This window comes from Amycolatopsis sp. WAC 01416, from assembly GCF_003947485.1.
Classification (GTDB): Bacteria; Actinomycetota; Actinomycetes; order Mycobacteriales; family Pseudonocardiaceae; genus Amycolatopsis.
Window position 1 is genome coordinate 241,846 of sequence record NZ_QHHX01000003.1, and the last position, 25,627, is coordinate 267,472.

A 25,627-nucleotide genomic window follows, 5' to 3' on the forward strand; every position below is an offset into this window, starting at 1 on the left:
TTCACGGACCACCGGGCACCACAAGCGGCGCATGCGGGCGAAATGAGCGGTCGGCCCCCTAAACTCAAGGCGTGCGTGAATACTTCTCTCGCCGCCGCGCGGCGCTGCGTTCCCTGCTGGCCGATTCCGGGGTGGACGCGCTGCTGGTCACGGACCTGCTCAACATCAGGTACCTGACCGGCTTCACCGGGTCCAACGCCGCTCTCCTCGTCCACGGGGGCGGTGACGACAAGACGATCTTCTGCACCGACGGCCGCTACACGGTCCAGTCGGCGACGGAGGTGCCCGATCTCGAACGGGTGCTGGACCGTGCGAGCGCGGCGAAGCTGGCCGACCTCGCGGCAGGGAAGAAGCTCGGCAAGACCGGGTTCGAGAGCCAGCACGTCAGTGTCGAGCAGCACGAAGATCTCAAGGTCCGCTTCGACCGCGTCGAGCTGGTCCGGACGCCCGGGCTCGTCGAGCAGCTGCGGCTGGTCAAGGACGAGCAGGAGATCGAGGCGCTGCGCCAGGCGTGCGCCGCGGCCGACAGGGCGCTGGAGGAGCTGGTGTCCGCCGGCGGGCTCCGGCCGGGCCGGACCGAGCTGGACGTCGCCCGCGACCTCGAGAATCGCATGCTCGGTCACGGGTCGACGGGGCCGTCGTTCGACACGATCGTCGCGGCGGGCGCCAACTCCGCGATCCCGCATCACCGGCCGACCTCGGCCGTGCTCGCGAACGGTGGCTTCGTCAAGATCGACTTCGGTGCCACGGTCGACGGTTACCACTCCGACATGACCCGCACGTTCGTCCTCGGCAAGCCGGCGGCGTGGCAGGAGGAGATCTACGAGCTGGTCCAGCGCGCGCAGGCGGCGGGTTGCGACGCCGTCCTGCCCGGCGCCGAAGTGTCCGAAGTGGACAAAGCGGCGCGCGGAGTGATCGTCGACGCGGGGCGCGGCGACGAGTTCGGCCACGGTCTCGGCCACGGGGTCGGACTGCAGGTGCACGAGGCGCCCAGCCTGGCCGCCACCGGCGTCGGTACACTGTCCGCCGGTATGGCCGTCACCGTCGAACCTGGTGTGTATCTGCCCGGACGCGGAGGCGTGCGCATCGAGGACACGCTGGTCGTGCGGGAAGGTACGCCCGAACTCCTCACGCTGAGCACCAAGGAACTCGTGGTCGTCTGACGGCGGCCCGGAAGATCGACACAGGAGACTGCACACTCGTGGCCACCACCAACGACCTGAAGAACGGGCTCGTCCTCAACCTCGACGGCCAGCTCTGGACCGTCACCGCGTTCCAGCACGTCAAGCCGGGCAAGGGCGGTGCGTTCGTCCGCACGACACTCAAGCACGTGCTGACCGGCAAGGTCGTCGACAAGACCTTCAACGCGGGGACGAAGGTCGATACAGCCACCGTCGACCGTCGCAACATGACGTACCTGTACAAGGACGGCACGGACTTCGTGTTCATGGACGCGGAGACCTACGACCAGATCACCGTGCTGGCCGAGACCGTCGGCGACAACGCGAACTACCTGCTCGAGAACTTCGAGGTCCAGGTCGCGGTGCACGAGGGTGTCCCGCTGTACATCGAGCTGCCGACCTCGGTCGAGCTGATCGTCCAGCACACCGACCCCGGCCTGCAGGGCGACCGCTCCACCGGTGGCACCAAGCCGGCCACCCTGGAGACCGGCGCCGAGATCCAGGTGCCGCTGTTCCTCACCACCGGCGAGAAGATCAAGGTCGACACCCGTGACGGCCGCTACCTGGGCCGCGTCTCCAACTGATGGCCGGTTCAGACAAATCCGGCAAGTCGCCGAACCGTGGTGGGCCGATCAGCCGCCGCCAGGCACGCAAGCGTGCCGTCGAAGTGCTGTACGAAGCCGCCCAGCGCGGCGCCGACGCGGTGACGTTGCTGGCGGACAGGGTCGGTTCGGTCGAGGTCGATCCGATCGGGGACTACACGATCTCGCTGGTCGAGGGCGTGACCGGACGCAAGACGCAGATCGACGAGCTGCTTTCGGAGCACGCTCAGGGCTGGACGCTGGACCGGATGCCGCCGGTGGATCTCGCGGTGCTGCGGGTCGGCGTCTACGAGCTGCTGTGGGCGACGGACGTGCCGGACCCGGTCGCCATCGACGAGGCCGTCGGGCTGGCGAAGGAGCTGTCGACCGACGACTCGCCGCGTTTCGTGAACGGCGTGCTCGGCCGCATCGGCACCATCGCCGACCGCCTGCGCGCGGTTCTCTAGAAGACGTACTGCGACGGGCCGTGTCCTCTTCCGAGGGCACGGCCCGTTCTCGTGCTCGGTGGTGCCGGTTGGCGTTTCCGGTCCCCCCGGACCGAAAACGTCGCCATCTCTAGTCCTCTTTGGACGGTCGAGCCTCTGGCGGCAGCACACCCCAGTCGATCAGCTGCTCGGTGAGCTCGCCCGGCGTCATGTCGTAGATGATCGCCAGCGAACGCAGGTCTTCGGTGCGGATGGAGAGCACCTTGCCGTTGTAGTCGCCGCGCTGGCTCTGGATGGTGGCGGCGTAGCGGGCGAGCGGCCCGACCTTCTCCGCCGGGAGCTGCTGGAGACGCTCCAGGTTGATGACGATCTTCGTGGCGGGTTCGGCGCCCGACGGCACCCGGCCCTCCGGCAGCAGCTCGACCACCGGCACGCCGTAGAAATCGGCCAGTTCGGCGAGCTTCTGCACGGTGACGGCGCGGTCTCCGCGCTCGTACGAACCGACGACGACGGCCTTCCAGCGGCCTCCGGACTTCTGCTCGACCCCGTGCAGGGACAGGCCCTGCTGCTGGCGGATCCCGCGGAGCTTGGCCCCGAGCGCCTTGGCGTAATCGCCCATCTGGTGGTTCTCCGTTTCCTCACCCCCAACCGGTCGAGGGTGACCGATCCAGGGGACTCCTAGAGTCGAATACTCAGAGTAATGGTTACGCATAGTTGTCACCAGGTCAAGCGGGTGCTTTCGAGAGGCCTTCGTCACCTGGGGCGCGCCACCCGTAAGACTGAGGGCTCCTTCCTGCTAGTGTCGGTTCGATTTCCTCGCCAAGCAGGAAGTCGACGTCCTTTAAGGACCCGTCCAGAGAGGCGGGGAAGGAGGTCCGCCTTGTCGTCACGTCCGCGTGGCGCGGCGGAACCGGCGGGAGAGCGTGAGCTGCTCTCGTCCGGCGATGTCGCGCGCACGATCGCCCGAATGGCCCACCAGGTCATCGAGAAGACCGCTCTCGGTGCCGGTGGCTCGACTCCGCCCGTGTTGCTGGGCATCCCCACCCGGGGTACTCCGCTCGCCCTGCGGCTCGCGGACAAGATCGCCGAGTTCTCCGGCATCCGTCCGCCGACCGGCGCGCTGGACATCACGCTCTACCGTGATGATCTCCGCCGCCGCCCGCCCCGCGCGCTCGAACATTCGCAGCTGCCGCCGACCGGTATCGACGACGCGGTGGTGATCCTGGTCGACGACGTGCTGTTCTCCGGCCGCACCATCCGCGCCGCCCTCGACGCCCTGCGCGACCACGGCCGCCCGCGCGCGGTCCAGCTGGCCGTGCTGGTCGACCGCGGCCACCGCGAACTGCCGATCCGCGCCGACTACGTGGGCAAGAACGTGCCCACCTCGCGCGCCGAGGGGATCGAGGTCCTGCTGTCCGAAGTGGACGGACGGGACACGGTTCTGCTCCGGTCGTTGAATGAGAGCGCTTCACCAGAAGGAGATCGATCGTGAAGCACCTGCTCGCCACCGACGGGCTCGACCCGGCGCTCGCGACAGCCGTGCTGGACACCGCCGAAGAGCTCAAGCACACCCTGCTGGGCCGCGAGGTCCGCAAACTGCCGACGTTGCGCGGCCGCACCGTGATCACGTTGTTCTACGAGAACTCGACCCGCACCCGCGTCTCGTTCGAGATCGCGGGGAAGTGGATGAGCGCCGACGTGATCAACGTCTCCGCGTCCAGTTCCTCGGTCAACAAGGGCGAATCGCTGCGGGACACCGCGCTGACGCTGGCCGCGGCCGGCGCCGACTGCGTGATCATCCGGCACCCCGCCTCCGGGGCGGCTCAGCGGCTTTCGGGCTGGCTCGCCGAAGCCGGGACGGCGGTCGTCAACGCGGGCGACGGGACGCACGAGCATCCGACGCAGGCCCTGCTCGACGCGGCGACGCTGCGAGAGCGGCTCGGCTCACTCGAAGGCCGCCGGATCGCGATCGTCGGTGACGTCCTGCACAGCCGGGTCGCGCGGTCGAACATCCACCTTCTGTCGGCGCTGGGCGCGGAAGTGGTCCTCGTCGCGCCGCCGACCCTGCTGCCGGCCGGGGTGGAAAGCCTGCCGGTCACCGTGTCGCACGAACTCGACGCCGAACTGCCCGCGGTCGACGCGGTCATGATGCTGCGAGTCCAGGCGGAACGCATGCACGGGGGCTTTTTCCCTTCGGCGCGCGAGTACTCGATCGCCTACGGCCTCAACGAACGACGGATGAAGCTGCTGCCAGAGCACGCCGTCGTCCTGCACCCGGGCCCGATGCTGCGCGGGATGGAGATCGCCTCGGCGGTCGCCGACTCCCCGGCCTCGGCCATCACCGAACAGGTCCGCAACGGCGTCCACGTGCGCATGGCGGTCCTCTACCACCTGCTCGCCAGCGAAGGAGCCACCGCGTGACCATCGTCCTGATCAAGGGCGCCCGACCCTACGGCGAGGGCGACCCGGTCGACGTGCTCGTCGAGGACGGGGTCATCACCGACATCGGTTCGATCGACACCCCGGACAACGCCGAAGTCATCGAGGCGGGCGGCCAGGTGCTGCTCCCCGGTTTCGTCGATCTGCACACCCACCTGCGCGAACCCGGCCGCGAGGACACCGAGACCATCGCGACCGGTTCGGCCGCGGCCGCGCTCGGCGGCTATACCGCCGTGTTCGCAATGGCCAACACCGATCCGGTGGCCGACAACGCGGTGATCGTCGACCACGTGTGGCGGCGCGGCCAAGAGGCCGGGCTGGTCGACGTGCACCCGGTCGGCGCGGTCACCGTGGGCCTCAAGGGCGAGAAACTCGCCGAACTGGGCACGATGGCGAAGTCCGAAGCCCAGGTGAAGGTCTTCTCCGACGACGGTCTCTGCGTCGCGGACCCGCTGCTCATGCGCCGCGCGCTGGAGTATTCGACGGCGCTCGGCGTGGTCATCGCCCAGCACGCCGAGGAGCCGCGGCTGACCGTCGGCGCCCAGGCGCACGAAGGCGAGCAGGCCGCGCGCCTGGGTTACACGGGCTGGCCCGCTTCGGCGGAGGAGTCGATCGTGGCCCGCGACTGCCTGCTGGCGGAGCACGCGAACGCGCGGCTGCACGTCTGCCACGTGTCCACCTCGGGCACGGCCGACATCCTGAAGTGGGCCAAGGAGCGCGGTACCAAGGTCTCGGCCGAGGTCACCCCGCACCACCTGCTGCTGACCGACGAGCGGCTCGCGACCTACGACCCGGTCAACAAGGTCAACCCGCCGCTGCGCACCGAATCCGACGCCGTGAAGCTGCGCGCCGCGCTGGCCGAGGGCGTCATCGACTGCGTCGCCACCGACCACGCGCCGCACGCCGTCCAGGACAAGGACTGCGAGTGGAACTCGGCCCGGCCCGGCATGCTCGGCCTCCAGACCGCGTTGTCGATCGTGGTCGAGACCATGGTCCGCACCGGCCTGCTGGACTGGCGGGGCGTCGCGCGGGTGATGAGCGAGCGGCCCGCCGAGATCGGCAACCTGACCGACCACGGCCGTCCGATCGAGGTCGGCGAACCGGCCAACCTGACGCTGGTGGACCCGGAAACCGAATGGACCGTACGGGGCGTCGAGTTCGCGAGCATCGCGGCGAACACCCCGTACGAAGGAATGCGGCTCCCCGGCGTGGTGACGGCGACGTTGCTGCGCGGGCGGATCACCGCGCGGGAAGGGAAGATCGCGCAATGAGCGACCGGATTCTGCTGACCCTGGCGGTCTTCGCCTTCTTCCTGTTCTGCGTCTTCCTGATGTGGCGCGGCTGGCGGCGCAAGTCCCGCGCGCAGAGCGTCCAGGTGCCGCCGTTCGCCGAGATCCCCGCCGAGCCCGGTGAGGCCTCGCTCGAGTCGACCGGCGTCTACATCAGCACCACGACGGCGGGGCACTGGCAGGAGCGCGTGGTCACCCGCGGCGCCGGCCTGCGCACCGGCGCGGTCTGGCGGCTGCACGAAGACGGCATCGCCATCGAACGCGGCGGCGCCCCGGACTTCTGGATCCCGCGCGCGTCCGTCACCGGCGTCCGCAAGGACAAGGGAATGGCCGGGAAGGTGATGGGCATCGACGGGCTGCTCGTCATCACCTGGCTGGCAGGCGACGTCGAACTGGACACCGGATTCCGCGGCGACGACGTCGACGACTATCCACAGTGGATCGAAGCTTTGCAAGACACTCGCAACGACATCAAGGGAGGTGCCTGATGAGCACCACGAACGGCATTAGGACCCCCGCGGCACTGGTCCTCGAAGACGGCCGCGTGTTCCGCGGCTCCGCGTACGGAGCACGCGGACGCAGCTTGGGCGAGGCGGTGTTCTGCACCGGCATGACCGGCTACCAGGAGACGCTGACCGACCCGTCCTACCACCGGCAGATCGTGGTCCAGACCGCGCCGCAGATCGGCAACACCGGCTGGAACGACGAGGACGACGAGTCCGCCCGCATCTGGGTTTCGGGCTACGTCGTCCGCGACCCGGCGCGCACCCCGTCCAACTGGCGCTCCAAGCGCACGCTGGACGAAGAACTGGAGCGCCAGGGCGTCGTCGGGATCTCCGAAGTGGACACCCGCACGCTGACCCGGCACCTGCGCGAGCAGGGCGCCATGCGGTCCGGCGTGTTCTCCGGTGACGCGCTGGGCACCGACGAGGAAATGCTCGCCGAGGTGAAGGCCGGCCCGCAGATGAAGGGCGCCGACCTCGCCGGCGAGGTCTCCACGAAGCAGCCGTACGTGGTCAAGGCGCAGGGGGAGACCCGGTTCCGCGTCGCCGCGCTGGACCTGGGCATCAAGTCCAACACCCCGCGCATGATGGCCGCGCGCGGTATCGAGGTGCACGTGCTGCCCTCGTCGTCCACTGTGGACGAACTGCTCGCCGTCGAGGCGGACGGCGTGTTCCTGTCCAACGGACCGGGTGACCCGGCGACCACCGCGCACGCGACCGAGCTGACGAAGTCCGTGCTACAGCGGGAAATCCCGCTGTTCGGCATCTGCTTCGGCAACCAGATCCTCGGCCGCGCGCTGGGGCTGGGCACCTACAAGATGCGCTACGGCCACCGCGGGATCAACATCCCGGTGATCGACGTGGCCACCAAACGGGTCGCGATCACCGCGCAGAACCACGGTTTCGCCCTCGAAGGCGAGCCGGGGCAGCGCTTCGAGACGCCGTTCGGCGCCGCCCAGATCTCGCACTACTGCCCGAACGACGACACCGTCGAAGGTGTCCGCGCGTTCGACGTCCCCGCGTTCTCGGTGCAGTACCACCCCGAGGCCGCCGCCGGCCCGCACGACGCGGCCCCCTTGTTCGATGAGTTCGTGAGCTTGATGGAGAAGAGCGCGGGGCGGGGAAATGGCTGACCAGGTGACCGGCCACGACGGCGCGCACCGGCCGAAGGCCTCGCGAACGTGGAGGCGGGCCGCCTTCGGCGCGGACTGCAACGGAATTCAAGAACTCACGGCCCGGCTACGCGTTCGTCGACCGCGCGCCATGATCAACACGGAGAAGGCCAAGTAATGCCGAAGAGGACAGACATCCAGCACGTGCTGGTGATCGGCTCCGGGCCGATCGTGATCGGCCAGGCGGCGGAGTTCGACTACTCCGGCACCCAGGCCTGCCGCGTTCTCCGCGAAGAGGGACTGCGCGTCTCGCTGGTGAACTCGAACCCGGCGACCATCATGACCGACCCCGAGTTCGCCGACGCCACCTACATCGAGCCGGTCACCCCGGAGTTCGTCGAGAAGGTCATCGCCGTGGAGCGCCCCGACGCGATCCTCGCGACCCTCGGCGGGCAGACCGCGCTCAACTGCGCTGTCGCCCTGCACGAGCGCGGCGTCCTGGAGAAGTACGGCGTCGAGCTGATCGGCGCCGACATCGACGCCATCCAGCGCGGCGAGGACCGGCAGAAGTTCAAGGACATCGTCCGCACGATCGGCGCCGACGTGCCGCGTTCGCGGGTCTGCCACGACATGGACGAGGTCCGCGCGACCGTCGCCGAAGTCGGCCTCCCGGTGGTCATCCGGCCGTCGTTCACCATGGGCGGGCTCGGCTCGGGCATGGCGCACACCGACGCGGAGCTGGAACGCCTCGCCACCACCGGCCTCTCCGAGTCGCCGGTCACCGAGGTGCTGATCGAGGAGAGCGTCCTCGGCTGGAAGGAGTTCGAACTCGAGCTCATGCGCGACCGGCACGACAACGTGGTGGTCGTCTGCTCGATCGAGAACATCGACGCGATGGGCGTGCACACCGGCGACTCGGTCACCGTCGCGCCCGCGATGACCCTGACCGACCGCGAGTACCAGCACATGCGCGACGTCGGCATCGCCGTACTGCGCGAGGTCGGCGTCGACACCGGCGGCTGCAACATCCAGTTCGCGATCAACCCGGCCGACGGCCGCATGGTCGTCATCGAGATGAACCCGCGGGTGTCGCGGTCGAGCGCGCTGGCGTCGAAGGCGACCGGCTTCCCGATCGCCAAGATCGCCGCGAAGCTCGCCATCGGCTACACCCTCGACGAGATCCGCAACGACATCACCGGCGAGACCCCGGCGGCCTTCGAGCCGACGCTGGACTACGTCGTGGTGAAGGTGCCGCGGTTCGCCTTCGAGAAGTTCCCCGGCGCGGACCCCACGCTGACCACGACGATGAAGAGCGTCGGCGAAGCGATGTCGTTCGGCCGCAGCTTCCCCGAGGCGCTCGGCAAGGCACTGCGGTCCATCGACACCAAGGCCACCGGCTTCTGGACCCGCCCCGACCCCGAAGGCGCGACCAAGGAGTCCATCCTGGACGCCCTGCGTACGCCGCACGACGGGCGGATCTACGAGGTCGAGCGGGCGCTGCGCTTCGGTGCCACGGTCGAGGAGATCCACGAGGCCTCGGGTATCGACCCGTGGTTCATCGACCAGATCGCCCTCATCGGCGAGGTCGGCTCGGAGGTCCGCGACGCCCTGGTGCTGGACGAGCCGCTGCTGCGGCGCGCCAAGCGCACCGGTCTTTCGGACCGTCAGATCGCCGCGCTGCGGCCGGAACTGGCCGGTGAGGACGGCGTCCGCGCGCTGCGCCGCCGTCTCGGCGTGCGTCCGGTGTACAAGACCGTCGACACCTGCGCGGCCGAATTCGCGGCCAAGACGCCGTACCACTACTCGGCCTACGAGACCGATCCCGCGGCGCAGTCGGAGATCACCGCGCAGACCGGCAAGCCGAAGGTGCTGATCCTCGGCTCCGGGCCGAACCGCATCGGGCAGGGCATCGAGTTCGACTACTCGTGCGTGCACGCCGCGATCGCCTTGCGCGAGGCCGGTTTCGAGGCTGTCATGGTCAACTGCAATCCCGAGACCGTCTCCACCGACTACGACACCTCGGACCGGCTGTACTTCGAGCCGCTGTCGTTCGAGGACGTCCTCGAAGTGGTCAACGCCGAGCAGGAGTCGGGCACCGTCGCCGGTGTCATCGTGCAGCTGGGCGGCCAGACCCCGCTCTCGCTGGCGAAGCGCCTCGCCGACGCCGGTGTCCCGGTGATCGGCACCTCCCCGGACGCGATCCACCTCGCCGAGGACCGCGGCGCGTTCGGCGAGGTCCTCACCGACGCCGGGCTCCCCGCGCCGAAGTACGGCACGGCGACCTCGTTCGAGGGCGCGAAGCGGATCGCCGACAAGATCGGCTACCCGGTCCTGGTCCGGCCGTCCTACGTGCTCGGCGGACGCGGTATGGAGATCGTGTACGACGAGGAATCCCTCGCCGGTTACATCCACCGCGCCACCGAGGTCACCCCCGAGCACCCGGTGCTGGTGGACCGTTTCCTCGACGACGCCATCGAGATCGACGTCGACGCGCTCTTCGACGGCGACGAGCTGTTCCTCGGCGGCGTCATGGAGCACATCGAAGAGGCCGGGATCCACTCCGGCGACTCGTCGTGCGCGCTCCCGCCGATCACGCTGGGCCGGACCGACATCGAGACGGTGCGCCGCTCGACCGAGGCCATCGCGCGCGGCGTCGGCGTCCGCGGGCTGCTGAACGTCCAGTACGCGCTCAAGGACGACGTCCTGTACGTCCTGGAGGCCAACCCGCGCGCCTCGCGGACGGTGCCGTTCGTGTCGAAGGCGACCGCGGTGCCGCTCGCGAAGGCCGCGGCGCTGATCATGACCGGCTCGTCGATCAAGGAGCTGCGCGAGTCCGGTGTCCTCCCCACCGAGGGTGACGGCGGCCACATGCCCGCCGATTCGCCGGTCGCGGTCAAGGAGGCGGTCCTGCCGTTCCACCGCTTCCGCACCCCCGAAGGCCACGGCGTCGACTCGCTTCTCGGCCCGGAGATGAAGTCCACCGGCGAGGTCATGGGCGTCGACGTCTCCTTCGGCAAGGCGTTCGCCAAGTCGCAGGCCGGCGCCTACGGTTCGCTGCCGACGTCGGGCAAGGTCTTCGTCTCGGTCGCCAACCGCGACAAGCGTTCGCTGGTGTTCCCGGTGAAGCGGCTTGCGGACCTCGGCTTCGAGATCCTCGCCACGTCGGGAACCGCGGAAGTGTTGCGGCGCAACGGAATCGCCTGCACCGTCGTGCGCAAGCACTACGAGGGTTCGGCCGAAGGGGAGCAGAACGTCGTGGACGTCATCCTCAGCGGCGAGGTGCAGATGGTGATCAACACCCCGTACGGCAACAGCGGTCCCCGCATCGACGGCTACGAGATCCGCACCGCCGCGGTGTCGCGGGACATCCCCTGCATCACCACGGTGCAGGGCGCCGCGGCGGCCGTGCACGGGATAGAGGCCGTCATCAAGGGCGACATCGGCGTCCGGTCGCTGCAGAGCCTCCAGGCGGCGCTGAAGGCCAAGGCATGAGCGAACGGTTCGGGGCGAGGCTGGCGCGGGCGGTCGCCGAGAAGGGACCGCTCTGCGCCGGGATCGACCCCCATCCCGGGTTGCTCCAGGCGTGGGGTCTCCCGGCGGACGCGGGCGGTCTGGAGAAGTTCGCCCTCACGGCCGCTGAGACGATCGCGCCCGAGGTCGCGGTGATCAAGCCCCAGTCGGCCTTTTTCGAGGCCTACGGGCCTCCTGGGGTCGCCGTTCTGGCCAAGACGATGAAGGTGTGCCGGGAGGCGGGCGCGCTCGTCCTGCTGGACGTCAAACGCGGCGACATCGGTTCGACGATGGCGGCGTACACGGCGGCGTTCCTACCCGCCGGCGCGGATCTCGAGGCGGACGCCATCACCGTGTCGCCGTACCTCGGTTTCGGTTCGCTGGCCCCCGCGCTCGACGTTGCGCGGACGCAAGGCAAGGGGCTGTTCGTTCTCGCGCGCACCTCCAACCCGGAGGCGCAGGGATTGCAGAACGCCTTGCTGCCCAACGGAAAGACCGTCGCGCAGGACATCGTCGACACGGCGGCCGCGTACAACGCGGGCGTCGGGCCCTTGGGTGACATCGGTGTCGTCGTCGGCGCCACCATCACGCCGGGAGAGCTCGATCTGAGCAAGCTGAACGGTCCGGTCCTGGCGCCCGGTTTCGGGGCGCAGGGGGCCACTCCGGCCGATTTGCGGGCCCTTTTCGGGCCGGGACTGCCGGGTGTGCTCCCCGCGTCGTCCCGTGACGTCCTCAGGCACGGACCCGGCCCCGAAGCGTTGCGTGCGGCCGTTCGGCGGACCCGGGATTCCCTCGGTCCCCTGGAAAAAGGCCAATAGCAGGCCCGGGAATCCGTCATGACCAGCCACCCCCGCATTGTGGGCCGAGGTAACGGGTGGGTACCGTCGCCACACCCACCCAGATTTGAGAACTACCGGAGGAAAACGTGGCACTTCCCCAGCTGACAGAGGAACAGCGCGCTGCGGCGCTGGAGAAGGCCGCCGCCGCCCGCCGCATCCGTGCTGAGCTGAAGGAGCGGCTGAAGCGGGGCGGTACCACTCTGGTCGACGTGTTGAAGCAGGCCGAGGAGAACGAAGTCCTCGGCAAGATGAAGGTCTCGGCTCTGCTCGAGGCTCTTCCGGGCGTCGGCAAGGTCCGTGCCCAGCAGACCATGGAACGACTGGAGATCGCACCCAGCCGTCGTCTTCGCGGCCTCGGCGACCGGCAGCGCAAGGCGCTGCTGGCCGAATTCAGCGGCGAGTGAGCGGCACCGGTCAGGACCACCCGGTGACCCCGGGCGCTGACCGCGGCGGTGAGCCGGTGGCGGGAGTTTCTTCCCGGCACCGGCTCACGGTCGTCTCAGGGCCTTCGGGGGTCGGGAAGTCGAGCGTGGCGAAGGAGCTGCGCAAGCTGGATCCGGAGATCTATTTCAGCGTCTCGGTGACCACCAGGAAGCCGAGGCCGGGTGAGGTCGACGGCGAGCACTACCACTTCATCGACCGGCCCGAATTCGACCGCATGGTCGCCGTCGGCGAACTGCTCGAACACGCCGAGTTCGCGGGCAATTGCTACGGCACCCCGCGCGGGCCCGTCGAGCGGGTCCTGGCCGAAGGCCGCAACGCGATCCTGGAGATCGAACTCCAGGGCGCGCGGCAGGTCCGCAAGGCGATGCCGGAAGCCCGGCTGGTGATGCTGATGCCGCCGTCGTGGGACGAACTGGTCGGCAGGCTGACCGGCCGCGGCACCGAGAACGAGGCCGCGGTGAAGGCCAGGCTTGCCGAGGCGGAACGCGAACTCGCCGCCGCCGGGGAGTTCGACGAGCGCGTCGTCAACGCCGACGTGCGAGACGCCGCCGAGCAGTTGCTAAACTTGATAACCGGCGACAAGTAACCCGAAGATTCGGAGCACCACGAGTGACGACTCAGGCCACGCTGCACGAAGAGCTCGAAGGCATCACCAACCCGCCCATCGACGACCTTCTCGAGAAGGTCAGCTCGAAGTACGCGCTGGTGATCTACTCGGCCAAGCGCGCTCGCCAGATCAACGACTACTACGCCCAGCTGGGCGAGGGCCTGCTGGAGTACGTCGGACCGCTGGTCGAGCCGGGCCCGCGCGAGAAGCCGCTCTCCATCGCCCTGCGCGAGATCCACGGCGGCTTGCTCGAGCACACCGAGGGTGAATAAGCCCCGCGTCGTACTGGGCGTGGGCGGCGGAATCGCCGCCTACAAGGCCTGTGAGGTCCTGCGCGGACTGACCGAATCCGGTCACGACGTCCGCGTGGTCCCCACCGAAGCCGCGCTGAACTTCGTCGGCGCGGCCACTTTCGAGGCACTCTCCGGGAACCCGGTCCACACCGGCGTGTTCACCGAAGTGCCCGAGGTCCAGCACGTCCGCGTCGGCAAGGAAGCCGACCTGGTGATCGTCGTGCCCGCCACGGCGAACCTGCTCGCCAAGGCCGCGCACGGCATCGCGGACGATCTGCTGACGAACACCCTGCTCACCGCCCGGTGCCCGGTCGCCTTCTTCCCGGCAATGCACACCGAGATGTGGGAGCACCCGGCCACCCGCGACAACGTGGCGCTGCTGCGCTCACGCGGCCTGGTCGTCGCCGAACCCGCCGCCGGCAGGCTCACCGGCAAGGACACCGGCGAGGGGCGGCTCGCCGACCCGGCCGAGATCGTCGACCTCGCCCGGCTCCTGCTCGCCGTGCCGAACGCCCTCCCGCGCGACCTCGAAGGCGTGCGCGTGGCGATTTCGGCCGGTGGCACCCGCGAGCCGCTGGACCCGGTCCGGTACCTGGGCAACCGCTCGTCGGGCAAACAGGGTTACGCGCTGGCCCGCGTCGCCGCCCAGCGCGGCGCCGAGGTCACGCTGGTCGCCGCGCACACCGTCGCGCTCCCGGAGCCCGCGGGCGCGAAGGTCGTCCACGTGTCGACCGCCGAGGAGATGCGCCAGGCCATGCACGCCGAGGCCGCCTCCGCCGACGTCCTCGTGATGGCCGCCGCCGTCGCCGACTTCCGGCCGTCGAACCGGGCCGATCACAAGATCAAGAAGTCCGACGACGCACCGGATCCCGTCGTCGAGCTCGCACGCAACGCGGACATCCTGGCCGAGCTCGTGCGCAATCGGACCCCAGGGCAGGTGGTCGTCGGCTTCGCCGCCGAAACCGGGGACGACAAGGGCGGCGTCCTCGACCACGCCAGGGTCAAACTGAAGCGCAAGGGCGCGGACCTGCTGGTGGTGAACGCCGTCGGTGAGGGGAAGGCCTTCGGGACCGAGGACAACTCGGGCTGGCTGCTCGGGGCCGACGGCACCGAAATCCCGATCCCCCTCGGAGCCAAGGCTGAACTGGCGTCCACATTGTGGGATGCTGTTGTGACCTTGATGAAGCGTTGAGAGCCCCCAAAGCGATAGTCAGTAGGCTTGAGTTCAAGCTGAGGGGTGCCTAACTTTCTAGGCATCAGACGTCTAGGTGAGGGAGTGACGGGCACCGTGACCGCGTCCACGAGCAGACTGTTCACATCGGAATCGGTGACTGAAGGTCATCCCGACAAAATTTGCGATGCCATCAGCGACTCGATCCTGGACGGCCTGCTGGCCAAGGACCCGCGCAGCCGCGTGGCGGTCGAAACCCTCATCACCACGGGCCAGGTGCACGTCGCCGGCGAGGTGACCACCGAGGCCTACGCCGACATCCCGACCATCGTCCGCGACGTGATCCTGAAGATCGGCTACGACTCCTCGGCCAAGGGCTTCGACGGCAACTCCTGCGGCGTCAACGTCGCGATCGGCTCCCAGTCGCCGGACATCGCGCAGGGTGTCGACACCGCGTACGAGTCCCGCGTCGAGTCCGACGAGGACGAGATCAACCGCCAGGGCGCCGGAGACCAGGGCCTGATGTTCGGCTACGCCTGCTCGGACACCCCCGAGCTGATGCCGCTGCCGATCGCGCTGGCGCACCGGCTCTCGCAGCGGCTGACCCGGGTCCGCAAGGACGGCGTGCTGCCGTACCTGCGCCCGGACGGCAAGACCCAGGTCACCATCGAATACGCCGGTGACCAGCCGGTGCGGCTCGACACGGTGGTCGTGTCCACCCAGCACGCGGACGGCATCGACCTGGAGCAGATGCTCGGCGTCGACGTCCGCGAGCACGTGGTCGCCCCGGAGATCGCCGAGCTCGGCCTCGACACCTCCAACGTGCGCCTGCTGGTCAACCCGACCGGCCGCTTCGTCATCGGCGGCCCGATGGGCGACGCGGGCCTGACCGGTCGCAAGATCATCGTCGACACCTACGGCGGCATGGCCCGGCACGGTGGCGGCGCGTTCTCCGGCAAGGACCCCTCCAAGGTGGACCGCTCGGCCGCGTACGCGATGCGCTGGGTGGCGAAGAACGTCATCGCCGCCGGGCTTGCTTCGCGCGCCGAGGTCCAGGTCGCCTACGCGATCGGCAAAGCGGCCCCGGTGGGCCTCTTCGTCGAGACCTTCGGCACCGAGACCGTCGACCCGTCGAAGATCCAGGCCGCCATCACGGAGGTCTTCGACCTGCGTCCGGCCGCGATCATCCGCGATCTCGACCTGCTTCGCCCGATCTACGCGCCGACAGCCGCGTACGGCCACTTCGGCCGTCCCGAGCTGGACCTCCCGTGGGAGAGCACGGCGCGGGCCGCGGACCTGAAGTCGGCCGCCGGCGCCTGATCCGTTCCGTGAAGGCCTCCCTGCCTACCTTGAGGGTAGGGAAGGAGGCCTTCACTACGTCCAGGCCTGATGTGTGCGGTACCGGAGGTACATGAAGGGGTCCTTCACGGCACTCCGCAACGAAACGCGCCCCATCGCCCCGGACCAAAGGTGTAAAGACTGAGATGAAGGGGCCTTTCATTGCAAAATTTGCCATGAAAGGCCCCTTCATCTCATGCGGTGACGGGCAGTGGCGACAGAGTCTGGTAGAGATCACCGGGTGAGCAGCAGTCCCGAACCGACCCCGCTGTGGGACCTTCCGGCGCCTCCGAAAGCCGAGCCGGCGCGGAAGGCCAAACCGTCCCGCGCGAAATCCGCCAGCCGCCGCGGCGCGCAGAATCCCGCGCCCGAGAACCCGGTGGCGCGGATCGTCGTGGACATCCCGCTCACGCACCTCGACCGCACCTTCGACTACCGGATCCCCGAGAAGCTGCACGAAGCCGCCGTGCCCGGCTGCCGGGTGCGCGTCCGGTTCGCGGGCCAGCTCGTCGACGGGTACCTCGTCGAGCGCGCCGACACCACGGAGTTCACCGGGAAGCTCGCGTACATCGACAGGGTGACCTCCAGCGAACCGGTGCTGCCTCCGGCTCTGCACACGCTCTGCCGATCCGTCGCGGACCGGTACGGCGGCACGCTCAGCGACGTCCTGCGGCTCGCGATCCCGTCCCGGCACGCGAAAGTCGAGGCCGAGCCGCCCGCCGAGCCCGCGTCGACGCCGGAACCGCCCGAAACCACGGCTTGGGAGCGGTACCAAAACGGCCCCGCTTTCCTGGAGGCCGTCGCGGAACGGCGGCCGGCCAACGCCGTCTGGCAGGCCTTGCCGGGTGAGGATTGGCCGCGCCGCCTCGCCGAAGCGGCCACCGTCGCGGCTGCCGCCGGACGCGGGGTCGTCATGGTCGTTCCCGACCACCGCGACCTCACTCGTCTGCACGACGCGTGCGCCGAACTGATGGGCGCCGATTCCGTGGTCGCGTTGATCGCCGGGCTGGGGCCGGCCGAGCGGTATCGCCGCTGGCTCGCGGTGCTGCGCGGCGCGGTGCGGGTCGTCGTCGGCACGCGCGCGGCGATGTTCGCGCCGGTCGCCGATCCTGGCCTGTTCGTGGTGTGGGACGACGGCGACGACGTCCACCTCGATCAGCACGCGCCGTACCCGCACGTCCGCGACGTGCTGATGGACCGCGCGCACGCCGCGAAGGGATCCATGCTCGTCGCCGGCTTCGCGCGCACCGCGGAGGCGCAGTTCCTGGTGGAATCGGGCTGGGCGCAGCCTCTCGTGGCGGCACGCCCCGAACTGCGGGCCGCGGCGCCGCGGGTCACCCCGGTCGGGGAGGACTTCGACGTCGCCCGGGACGAAGCGGCGAAGGCCGCGCGCCTCCCGTCGGTCGCTTTCGAGGCGGCCCGGCAGTCATTGGCGGGCGGATTCCCTGTCCTCGTGCAGGTTCCGCGTCGCGGATACGTCCCGGGCCTCGCCTGCGGCAACTGCCGGACGTCGGCGCACTGCCGCCGGTGCGCCGGTCCGCTTTCCTTGCCCGGCGGGCTGATCGACGGCGCGCCGAGGCCGCCCGCCTGCCGCTGGTGCGGTGTCCCCGAGACGAACTTCCATTGCGCCGCTTGCGGTTCCGTGCGATTGCGGGCGGTCGTCGTCGGCTCCAAGCGCACCGCGGAGGAACTGGGCCGCGCGTTCACCGGATTCCCCGTGCGGACCTCGGGCGCGTCGGAGGTTTTGGCTTCAGTGCCGGGGAAACCGGCGCTCGTGGTGTGCACGCCGGGAGCCGAGCCGGTCGCGGAAGGCGGCTACGGCGCGGCGTTGCTGCTGGACGGCTGGGCGCTGCTCGGACGGGAGGACCTGCGCGCGGGGGAGGAGACCTTGCGCCGATGGATGGCGGCCGCGGCACTGGTGCGGCCGGGGACCGAAGGCGGCCGGGTGTTCGTCGGCGCGGAAGCGGGTCTCGCGGTCGTGCAGGCGCTGGTGCGGTGGGACCCGGGCTGGCACGCGAGCCAGGAACTGGCAGAACGGCGCGAACTCGGCTTCCCGCCCGCGATGCGGATGGCGAGTGTCGAGGGCACCCCGGACGCGGTCGCCGGACTGCTCGACGATCTCGCCCTGCCGGAGACCGGCGAAGTGCTGGGCCCAGTGCCGCTCGGCGAGGTCGATGAGGACGGCAAGGCCGAACGTGAGCGTGCTCTGGTGCGCGTCGCACGTCCGGACGGAAAGGCGCTCGCCGCCGCGATCCACGCGGCAGCCGCCCGCCGGGACGCGCGCAAGGCCGCCGAGCCCATCCGGATCCAGCTGGACCCCTTGGAGCTCATCTAGCCCCGCAATTCGGCACCTGGTTGCGATCCTTGCGCGTGCAACGATCGCAACCAGGTGCCGAATTGCGGGGGGTCAGAGGGTCGTGCCGGGGGTGGCGAGGACGTCGGCGCGCGCCGAAGCGCCCGGAGCGGGCGTAGCCGCCTTCGCGGCGGAGCCGCCGAGAGCGGCGGTGAGCAGGGTGACGATCTGCGAGGAGATCGCCGCCCGCCGTGCCTCGAAGTCGGCGTCGGTCAGCGCCGAAGGATCGGCGGGCGTGCCTAGGACGGGCGTGTGCAGGTGCCCGCCCGCGATCCCGTCCAGGCCGAGTCCCGTCCGCAGCCGGTTGCTCCGGTACATCGATTCATTCGACAGGTAGTTGCCGCCGCCACCGGAAGCGGCGATCTCGCCGGGCTTCGGCGAGTCCGTCCGGCAGACCGCCGTTCCCGCCCCCGGGTTGCCGCTGTCCGGCCAGACGCAGAACGCCTGGTTGTACAGCACCTGGTACGCCCCGGCGGGCGCGGCGAGCATCTTTTCGTACGGCAGCGTGGTTTCGATGAACTGGACGTCCGGCTGCGGCCAGCCGGCGGCGGGCGGGACCGCGCCGCGGACGGGCTCGTCGAGGTTGTCCGGCGAGCCACCGCGCCAGGCGCCGGCCCAGCGTTCGATGTCGAAGCGGCCGGGGCGGCCCTGGCTGATCGTTATGATCAGCTCCGGGCGGCGGAAGCGGTCCTTGAACGCCTGGCCGTAGGCCGCCTCGACGATGCCGGCGTCGAAGTAGCTCCAGACCACCGGGAACGACACGGCCTGCACCAGGGCGGGCCCGGTCGGCGTCTGGATGACCTTGCCGTCCAGGTGCAGCGCGGCCGCACCCGACGGGTTCGCGATGCGGACGCCCGCGCCGTTGAGGGTGAACGGGTCGAACCCGCTCACCAGCACCCGGCGCAGTTTGGGGCCGGCAGGGAAGCGTGAGTCGTCGAGGCCGCGGGCGCCGACATCGAACGTCTTCAGCAGGTCCGCGCGGGCGGGCGCGGACAGCGGGAAGCGCGGCGTCCACTGGCGCAGCGCCTTGCTCATTTGCAGGCGTGCCCAATAGAGCGGCCGGTCGTCGGCCTTGTCGATGCCGACGAGATCGGGACGGCGGCCCTGCGCGCGGTCGACGGCGGTCCGCCAGAGCCCGTCACCGGCGGTCTCCGCGAGCTTCTCGGCGCGCAAAGCGGTCTTGGTCGTGCAGAGGCGCGTCGTGAAGTCGGAGACGAGCTTGTCGAATCCGGCGAGCCGGACGAGTTCAGGGCCGACCGCCGGGCCACCGGACGGCATGGTCGCGGTGAGCCGCTTCTCCTCGACGGTGATCGCGGCGGAGTCGTCGAAGCAGGCACGCGCGTCTTCGGCTTGGGCGACGCCGAGGACCGCGAGGACGGGGAGGGCGATGAGCAGCGGAAGGAGCACGCCCCATCGCCTGCCGGGAGTCTTCATGGACCGCATTCTTCTCATCGAGGCCGGGCCGCACTACCGACGTTCGCAGGTCTGGCCGGGTCTTGTCCGGGGTGGACAGGCGGGGCAGACTCGCGCCATGGCCGCGCACAGAAGCACTCCGGTACGCATCACCGCAGTCACCGCGATCGCCGCCCTGGTCGGCGCCGCCGCGCCGGGTATCGCGGCGGCCGCCCCACCGACACCCAAGTCTCCGAGCGCCGTCGGCTATCTGGGCGCGGTGTCGAGTATCGACGCGGACGCGACCGCGATCGGCACGAAGATCCTGCGCGAGGGCGGCAACGCCGTCGACGCGGCCGTCGCGACAGCCGCCGCGCTCGGCGTCACCGACCCGTTTTCCGCCGGGTTCGGCGGTGGCGGCTTCTTCGTCTACTACGACGCGCGCACCGGCAAGGTGCACACCCTCGACGGCCGTGAGACCGCGCCGTCGACGGCGAACGAGAACCTCTTCGTCGAGAACGGCAAGGCGATCCCGTTCCCCGAAGCCGTCACCAGCGGTTTGGGGGTCGGCGTGCCCGGCACTCCCGCCACCTGGGACGAAGCCCTGCGCAAGTGGGGGACCAGGTCGCTGGCGAAGGCGGTCAAGCCCGCCGAAGACCTCGCCCGCAAGGGTTTCACCGTCGATCAGACCTTCAACACCCAGATCGCGAACAACGCCGCCCGCTTCTCGGCGTTCCCGTCGACCCGGTCGCTGTACCTGCCAGGCGGGACCCCGCCCGCGGTCGGCACGACGTTCAAGAACCCGGACCTCGCCGGCACGTACGCGCAGCTCGCCGCGAAGGGCACCGACGTGCTCTACCGCGGCCCGATCGGCGCCGACGTCGTCGACACCGTGCGGAAGCCGCCGGTCGACCCCGCGTCGACGCTGAACGTGCGCCCCGGCGACATGACGGCGGCCGACCTCGCCAAGTACCGCGTCGTCGAGCGGAAACCGACCAAGACCCGGTACCGCGGACTCGACGTCTACGGCATGCCCGCGCCGTCTTCTGGCGGGCTGACCGTCGGCGAGGCGCTGAACATCCTCGAGAACACGAAGCTCTCGAAGCTGGAGAAGGCCGACTACCTGCACTACTTCCTGGAGTCGACCCGGTACGCCTTCGCCGACCGTAACCGGTGGATCGGCGACCCCGCCTTCGTCGACGTCCCGGCGAAGGAACTGATCAGCCAGAAGTTCGCCGACAGCCGTGCGTGCCTGATCGACCCCGCGAAGGCCGGGACGAGCCCGGTCGCGCCCGCCGACCCGCGTAAGCCGACGCCGTGTGTCGCGGGGACGAACGCCGCGCCGACGCCGTACGAGGGCGAGAACACCACGCACCTCACGGTCGCCGACAGGTGGGGCAACGTCGTCGCCTACACGCTGACCATCGAGCAGGAGGGCGGGAGCGGCATCGTCGTGCCGGGCCGCGGGTTCCTGCTCAACAACGAACTGACCGACTTCTCCTTCACCCCGGTGACGCCGGGCGTACCCGACCCGAACCTCCCGGGCCCGGCGAAGCGGCCGCGTTCGTCGATGGCGCCGACCATCGTGCTCGACCACGGCAAGCCGTTCCTCGCCGTCGGCTCGCCCGGTGGCGCGTCGATCATCACCACGGTGCTGCAGATTCTCACCGGCCGTATCGACCGCGGTCTGAAGCTCGTCGACGCGATCGCCGAACCGCGCGCTTCGCAGCGGAACTCGGCGGCCGCGCAGGTCGAGCAGGCGTTCCTCGACCAGACCGAGGTGCTCGCGGCGCTGAAGGCCAAGGGGCAGGGCTTCTCGACGGCGCCCGCGGAGATCGGGGCCGCGACCGGTGTCGAGCGGCTGCGGGACGGCCGGTGGCTCGCCGCCGCCGAACCGACCCGGCGGGGTGGCGGCTCGGCGGCCGTCGTGCTGCCCTGGCCACCCAGGTAGGTCGTCGCTCACGTGCGATGAAGGGGCCTTTCATAGCAAAATTTGCTATGAAAGGCCCCTTCATCGCAGCCCTCGGAGCGCACGGGGACAGCGAGCGCGCCCCGGCGGCGGGGCCCTTCTAGACTGAGCGGCGATGTTCGCCCAGTCAGAGGTACCCGTCCCCCCGGCGGAGGTGCGTTGATGCGCCTCGTCTTCGCCGGCACCCCAGAACCAGCCGTCCCGTCGCTGCGGGCGCTTCTCGCGTCCGAACAGCACGAGGTCGTCGCCGTGGTGACCCGTCCGGACGCGCAGGCGGGCCGCGGCCGCCGGGTCGTCCGGTCCCCGATCGGCGCGCTGGCCGACGAGCACGGGATCGAGGTGCTGACCCCGCCGAAGGCGAGCGACCCCGCGTTCCTCGCCCGGCTCGCGGAGATCGCCCCCGACGCGTGCCCGGTGGTCGCGTACGGGGCGCTGCTGCCCCAAGCCGCGCTGGACATCCCGGCGCACGGCTGGGTCAACCTGCACTTCTCGCTGCTGCCAGCGTGGCGCGGCGCCGCGCCGGTCCAGGCCGCGATCCGCGCCGGGGACGAGATCACCGGCGCCTCGACCTTCCGCATCGTCAAGGAGCTCGACGCGGGACCGGTCTACGGCGTGATCACCGAGCAGATCACCGACGGCGACACCGCCGGGGAACTGCTCGCCAGGCTGGCGGAGTCCGGGGCGAAGCTGCTCGTGTCCACGATGGACGGAATCGCCGACGGCACACTGCGCGCGGTCGAGCAGACCGGTGACGGCGTGAGCTACGCGCCCAAGGTGACCGTCGAGGACGCGCGCGTGTCGTTCGCCGACCCGGCCACCGCGGTCGACAGGCAGATCCGCGCGGTCACGCCGGAACCCGGCGCGTGGGCGGAGTTCCGGGGCGAGCGGCTGAAGCTCGGCCCGGTGACGGTCGTCGACGAGCCGGGGCCCCCGCCGGGTGAGCTGGTCGTGGAACGCAAGCGGGTCCTGGTCGGCACGGCGTCGAAGCCGGTGCGGCTGGGCGAAGTGCAGGCGCAGGGGAAGAAGCGGATGGCGGCCACCGATTGGGCGCGCGGTACGAGGATCGAACAAGGAGAGCGCCTGCAGTGAACGAGCGTAGGGAACGCCGGCCGTCGAGGCCGGAGCGAGGCCGCCCGGGCCCGCGTAAAGAGGGGCCCAGCCGCCCGCCGCAGATCGACCCGGCCCGGCAGGTCGCCTTCGACGTCCTGCGCGCGGTCCGTGAAGACGACGCGTACGCGAACCTGGTGCTGCCGCAGCTGCTGCGCAACCGCCGGATCTCCGGTCGTGACGCGGCGCTGGCCACCGAACTGACCTACGGCACCTGCCGCGCGGTCGGCATGCTGGACGCCGTCATCGAGGCCTGCCTCGACCGGCCACTGGCCAAAGTGGACGCCATCGTGCTGGACGGGCTGCGGCTCGGCGCGTACCAGCTGCTGCGCACCCGAATCCCCCAGCACGCCGCCGTCGGGTCCACTGTGGACCTCGTTCGCGCCGAAGTCGGTTCCTGGATCGCGGGTTTCGTGAACGCCGTGCTGCGCTCGGTGTCCGAAAAGGACGAAGAGACCTGGCTGAACGAGCTGGCGCCGGACGAGGCCGTCGACCCGATCGGCGCCTACGCGCTGAGGACGGCACACCCGCGCTGGGTCGCGCGTTCGTTCGCGGAAGCCTTGGGGGACAAGGGTCCTGAGCTGAAGGCCGCCCTCGAGGCCGACGACGACCGTCCCGACGTCCACCTGGTCGCCCGGCCCGGCGAGATCAGCGCCGACGAACTGGCCGCCATCACCGGCGGTGACGTGGCGCCCTACTCGCCCTACGGTGTCCGGTTGCCCGCGGGCTCCGGCGACCCCGGCGACATCGAGCCGATCCGGGAAAAACTGGCCGCGGTGCAGGACGAGGGCAGCCAGCTGTGCGCCGTCGCCGTCACGAAGGTCCCGCTCACCGGCTCGGACGAGCGTTGGCTGGACCTGTGCGCGGGCCCGGGTGGCAAGGCCGCGCTGCTGGGCGCGCTGGCGTCGATCAGCGGCGCGACCGTCGACGCGGTCGAGAAGGCGCCGCACCGCGCGAAGCTGATCGAGAACGCCATCCAGGGCCTGCCGGTGACCATCCACGTCGCCGACGGCCGCGAGTCCGGTCTCGAACCGGGCTATGACCGCGTTCTGGTCGACGCGCCGTGCAGCGGGCTCGGCTCGCTGCGGCGTCGCCCGGAGGCACGCTGGCGCCGTCAGCCCGGTGACATCTCGGACCTGACGAAACTCCAGGGCCAGCTGATCACCGCGGCGCTGGACCTGGTCCGGCCCGGCGGTGTCGTCACCTACGTCGTCTGTTCGCCGCATCTGGCCGAGACCGAAGGCGTCGTGGGGGAGACCGCGCGCCGCGCCGGTGCCCAGATCGTCGACGCGCGGGAGTTCTTCCCGGGTGTCCCGCAGCTCGGCGACGGCCCGTACGTCCAGCTGTGGCCGCATCGCCACGGCACGGACGCGATGTTCTGCGCCGTCCTGCGGAAGCCGGACTCCGCCGGGTGAGCAGGGTCCTCGGCCTGGTCGCGAGCTCGTGCGGCGGACTGGACACCCGGTTCGCCTCGCAGCTCGCGAAACCGGCCGCGGACCGCGGCTGGGAGCTCGTGATCACGCTGACCCCCACCGCGGCCCGCTGGCTGGAAGAGACCGGCGGGCTCGGCGACCTGGAGAACTGCACCGAGCTGCCGGTCCGCAGCACCTCCCGGCTGCCGGGCGAACCCCGGCCGCACCCGGATCCCGCGGTGTTCCTGTTCGCGCCGGCGTCGGCCAACTCCGTGGCGAAACTGGCGCTGGGCATCGCCGACAACCAGGCGCTGACGCTGCTCGGCGACGTCCTCGGCACGCCGGGGATCACGATCGTGCTGGGCTACCAGATCCAGGACACACGGGTGCACCATCCGGCGTGGCGGCGCCATCTCGACACGCTCGCCTCCGCCGGGGTCACTACCGCGAGGCTCAGCCCGGAGGCCTCGTGGACCTCCGTGCTGGACCTGCTGCCGTCGGTTTAGCGGGCGCAGAACCCGGTGTCCAGCGCCTTGGTGAGGTCGTCCTCGACCTTGGGCGGCGCGGGATTCAGGTTCACCACGACGTTCACCCGCCTGCCGTGCGGGACGGCGCCCGACAGGTTCGCGTAGCCGACGATGTTCCCGCCGTGCCCCCAGAACGTGCCGCCGCACGACAGCGGGACGGACGCGATGCCGAGACCGTACCGCGCGCCCGGGAGCCCGACGGGCGCCGGAACGGTGCGCTGCATCTCCGCCAGCTCCGCGCGCTGCAGGACGCGGCCGTCGACGAGCGCGCCGTAGAACCGGTTCAGGTCCGCACCGGTCGAAATGAGCCCGCCGGAGGCCCCGGCGGCCGACGGATCGAATTCGGTGTAGTCGGTGTGACCGCCGGGACCCGGCGCGTAACCCCTGGCGTGCGGGTGCGGCAGGCCTTCGTCGCCTCGTGACGGCAGGGAGGTGTCGCGCAGGCCGAGCGGCTTGGTGATCCTGCTCCGGATTTCGGTGGCGACGGAACGACCGGTGAGCTTCTCGATCAGCATCCCGGCGATGATGTAGTTCGTGTTGGAGTACGACCAGTTCGTACCGGGCGCGAACAGCGGCGGATGCGCGAGGCCGATCGCCACCAGCTCCTCGGGCTCGGCACCACGGTGGCGCCACTCTTCGAGGTCGAGGTCGCGGAGGTAGTTGTAGATCCCGCTGGTGTGCTGGAGCAGCTGCCGCACGGTGATCTTCGTGCCGTCGTTGCCGTTCCCCTTGACGAGCCCGGGCAGATACCGGTCGATCGGCGTGTCCAGCCGGACCTTCCCTTCGGCGACCAGTTGCAGCACCACGACGGCGACGAAGGTCTTCGTGATACTGGCCGCCCGGAACTTCGAACCGTGCGGGAACGGCGTCCCGGTCTCGACGTTCCCGACGCCTTCGCGCTCCGACCACGTGCGCCCGGACGGGCTCGTCACGGTCGCCTGCGCGCCGGGAACGCCGTCCCGCACCAGCGTTTTCAGCGCTCGGTCGACGTCGTGATGGGCTCCGGACACGGCGAGCGCCGGGGTGGCCGTCGTCGCGGCGAGCAGCGCGACCAGGGAACCGGTGGCGATGATCTTCTTGCCTGGCAAGGATTTTCGCATGGACGCCAAGTTAG

At 70.2% G+C, this 25,627-nt stretch carries 23 protein-coding genes; 20 read left to right on the forward strand and 3 right to left on the reverse strand.

Going from position 1 to position 25,627, the window contains the following annotated elements; translation table 11 throughout:
- Window positions 1–71: 71 nt before the first annotated feature.
- Genes DL990_RS11050 through nusB form a run of 3 tightly spaced genes read left to right on the forward strand, consistent with a single transcriptional unit; the run spans window position 72 to window position 2,229 of the window.
- Window positions 72–1,163, forward strand: a complete 1,092-nt coding sequence (locus DL990_RS11050; RefSeq protein WP_125798614.1) for a Xaa-Pro peptidase family protein — start codon at window positions 72–74, stop codon at window positions 1,161–1,163.
- Between the two features lie 38 nt (window positions 1,164–1,201).
- Window positions 1,202–1,765, forward strand: a complete 564-nt coding sequence (gene efp, locus DL990_RS11055) for an elongation factor P (protein ID WP_125783626.1) — start codon at window positions 1,202–1,204, stop codon at window positions 1,763–1,765.
- Window positions 1,765–2,229 (forward strand): transcription antitermination factor NusB, encoded by a 465-nt coding sequence (nusB, locus tag DL990_RS11060; protein ID WP_125783628.1) that lies wholly within the window; start codon window positions 1,765–1,767, stop codon window positions 2,227–2,229. The genes efp and nusB overlap by 1 nt, the downstream gene beginning before the upstream one ends.
- A 109-nt stretch (window positions 2,230–2,338) precedes the next feature.
- Here the strand turns inward: nusB and DL990_RS11065 are convergent, their stop codons facing one another.
- A complete protein-coding gene (locus DL990_RS11065) occupies window positions 2,339–2,827 on the reverse strand; it encodes a transcriptional regulator (RefSeq protein WP_003096372.1) in 489 nt (162 codons plus the stop codon).
- A gap of 261 nt (window positions 2,828–3,088) precedes the next feature.
- Here DL990_RS11065 and pyrR point away from each other — a divergent pair, with 261 nt between their 5' ends.
- The 13 genes from pyrR to DL990_RS11130 all read left to right on the forward strand — a co-directional run bounded on the left by pyrR (window position 3,089) and on the right by DL990_RS11130 (window position 18,088).
- Window positions 3,089–3,700 (forward strand): bifunctional pyr operon transcriptional regulator/uracil phosphoribosyltransferase PyrR, encoded by a 612-nt coding sequence (gene pyrR, locus DL990_RS11070; protein WP_037320844.1) that lies wholly within the window; start codon window positions 3,089–3,091, stop codon window positions 3,698–3,700.
- Entirely contained in the window at window positions 3,697–4,629 is a 933-nt protein-coding gene (locus tag DL990_RS11075) for an aspartate carbamoyltransferase catalytic subunit (RefSeq protein WP_076163695.1), read from the forward strand. The genes pyrR and DL990_RS11075 overlap by 4 nt, the downstream gene beginning before the upstream one ends.
- On the forward strand, window positions 4,626–5,918 hold the full coding sequence (locus DL990_RS11080; protein ID WP_125783630.1) for a dihydroorotase: 1,293 nt from the start codon (window positions 4,626–4,628) through the stop codon (window positions 5,916–5,918). The genes DL990_RS11075 and DL990_RS11080 overlap by 4 nt, the downstream gene beginning before the upstream one ends.
- Window positions 5,915–6,424, forward strand: coding sequence for a transporter (locus tag DL990_RS11085; protein ID WP_125798615.1), 510 nt, complete (start codon window positions 5,915–5,917; stop codon window positions 6,422–6,424). The genes DL990_RS11080 and DL990_RS11085 overlap by 4 nt, the downstream gene beginning before the upstream one ends.
- The gene (gene carA / locus DL990_RS11090) at window positions 6,424–7,572 is read left to right on the forward strand and encodes a glutamine-hydrolyzing carbamoyl-phosphate synthase small subunit (protein ID WP_125798616.1); all 1,149 of its coding nucleotides are present in this window, start codon (window positions 6,424–6,426) and stop codon (window positions 7,570–7,572) included. The genes DL990_RS11085 and carA overlap by 1 nt, the downstream gene beginning before the upstream one ends.
- Window positions 7,573–7,728: 156 nt before the next feature.
- Entirely contained in the window at window positions 7,729–11,043 is a 3,315-nt protein-coding gene (carB, locus tag DL990_RS11095; RefSeq protein WP_125798617.1) for a carbamoyl-phosphate synthase large subunit, read from the forward strand.
- Window positions 11,040–11,879: an orotidine-5'-phosphate decarboxylase gene (gene pyrF / locus DL990_RS11100; RefSeq protein WP_125783638.1), complete on the forward strand. Its 840-nt coding sequence runs from the start codon at window positions 11,040–11,042 to the stop codon at window positions 11,877–11,879. Before carB ends, pyrF begins: the two co-directional genes overlap by 4 nt.
- A 107-nt stretch (window positions 11,880–11,986) precedes the next feature.
- A complete protein-coding gene (gene mihF, locus DL990_RS11105; RefSeq protein WP_003096398.1) occupies window positions 11,987–12,304 on the forward strand; it encodes an integration host factor, actinobacterial type in 318 nt (105 codons plus the stop codon).
- Window positions 12,301–12,930 (forward strand): guanylate kinase, encoded by a 630-nt coding sequence (gene gmk / locus DL990_RS11110; protein WP_125783640.1) that lies wholly within the window; start codon window positions 12,301–12,303, stop codon window positions 12,928–12,930. The genes mihF and gmk overlap by 4 nt, the downstream gene beginning before the upstream one ends.
- Window positions 12,931–12,953: 23 nt before the next feature.
- Window positions 12,954–13,223, forward strand: a complete 270-nt coding sequence (rpoZ, locus tag DL990_RS11115) for a DNA-directed RNA polymerase subunit omega (protein WP_005152353.1) — start codon at window positions 12,954–12,956, stop codon at window positions 13,221–13,223.
- A complete protein-coding gene (gene coaBC / locus DL990_RS11120; RefSeq protein ID WP_125798618.1) occupies window positions 13,216–14,436 on the forward strand; it encodes a bifunctional phosphopantothenoylcysteine decarboxylase/phosphopantothenate--cysteine ligase CoaBC in 1,221 nt (406 codons plus the stop codon). Before rpoZ ends, coaBC begins: the two co-directional genes overlap by 8 nt.
- Window positions 14,437–14,520: 84 nt before the next feature.
- Window positions 14,521–15,735, forward strand: coding sequence for a methionine adenosyltransferase (gene metK / locus DL990_RS11125; RefSeq protein ID WP_370306052.1), 1,215 nt, complete (start codon window positions 14,521–14,523; stop codon window positions 15,733–15,735).
- Between the two features lie 259 nt (window positions 15,736–15,994).
- Entirely contained in the window at window positions 15,995–18,088 is a 2,094-nt protein-coding gene (locus tag DL990_RS11130; protein ID WP_125798619.1) for a primosomal protein N', read from the forward strand.
- 72 nt (window positions 18,089–18,160) lie between these two features.
- Here DL990_RS11130 and DL990_RS11135 read toward each other — a convergent pair whose 3' ends face one another.
- Entirely contained in the window at window positions 18,161–19,540 is a 1,380-nt protein-coding gene (locus tag DL990_RS11135; protein WP_125798620.1) for a hypothetical protein, read from the reverse strand.
- A gap of 97 nt (window positions 19,541–19,637) precedes the next feature.
- Here DL990_RS11135 and ggt point away from each other — a divergent pair, with 97 nt between their 5' ends.
- From ggt to DL990_RS11155, 4 genes are all read left to right on the forward strand, one after another.
- Window positions 19,638–21,449 carry a gamma-glutamyltransferase gene (gene ggt / locus DL990_RS11140; protein WP_125798893.1) on the forward strand — a complete coding sequence of 604 codons (1,812 nt, stop codon included), beginning with the start codon at window positions 19,638–19,640 and terminating at the stop codon, window positions 21,447–21,449.
- Window positions 21,450–21,629: 180 nt separating this feature from the next.
- The gene (fmt, locus tag DL990_RS11145) at window positions 21,630–22,556 is read left to right on the forward strand and encodes a methionyl-tRNA formyltransferase (protein ID WP_125783648.1); all 927 of its coding nucleotides are present in this window, start codon (window positions 21,630–21,632) and stop codon (window positions 22,554–22,556) included.
- Complete coding sequence (locus DL990_RS11150; RefSeq protein ID WP_125798621.1) at window positions 22,553–23,989, forward strand: RsmB/NOP family class I SAM-dependent RNA methyltransferase; 1,437 nt, start codon at window positions 22,553–22,555, stop codon at window positions 23,987–23,989. The genes fmt and DL990_RS11150 overlap by 4 nt, the downstream gene beginning before the upstream one ends.
- Window positions 23,986–24,492: a flavoprotein gene (locus DL990_RS11155; protein WP_125798622.1), complete on the forward strand. Its 507-nt coding sequence runs from the start codon at window positions 23,986–23,988 to the stop codon at window positions 24,490–24,492. Before DL990_RS11150 ends, DL990_RS11155 begins: the two co-directional genes overlap by 4 nt.
- Here DL990_RS11155 and DL990_RS11160 read toward each other — a convergent pair.
- Complete coding sequence (locus tag DL990_RS11160; protein ID WP_125798623.1) at window positions 24,489–25,613, reverse strand: serine hydrolase; 1,125 nt, start codon at window positions 25,611–25,613, stop codon at window positions 24,489–24,491. The genes DL990_RS11155 and DL990_RS11160 overlap by 4 nt on opposite strands.
- Between the last annotated feature and the right edge of the window lie 14 nt (window positions 25,614–25,627).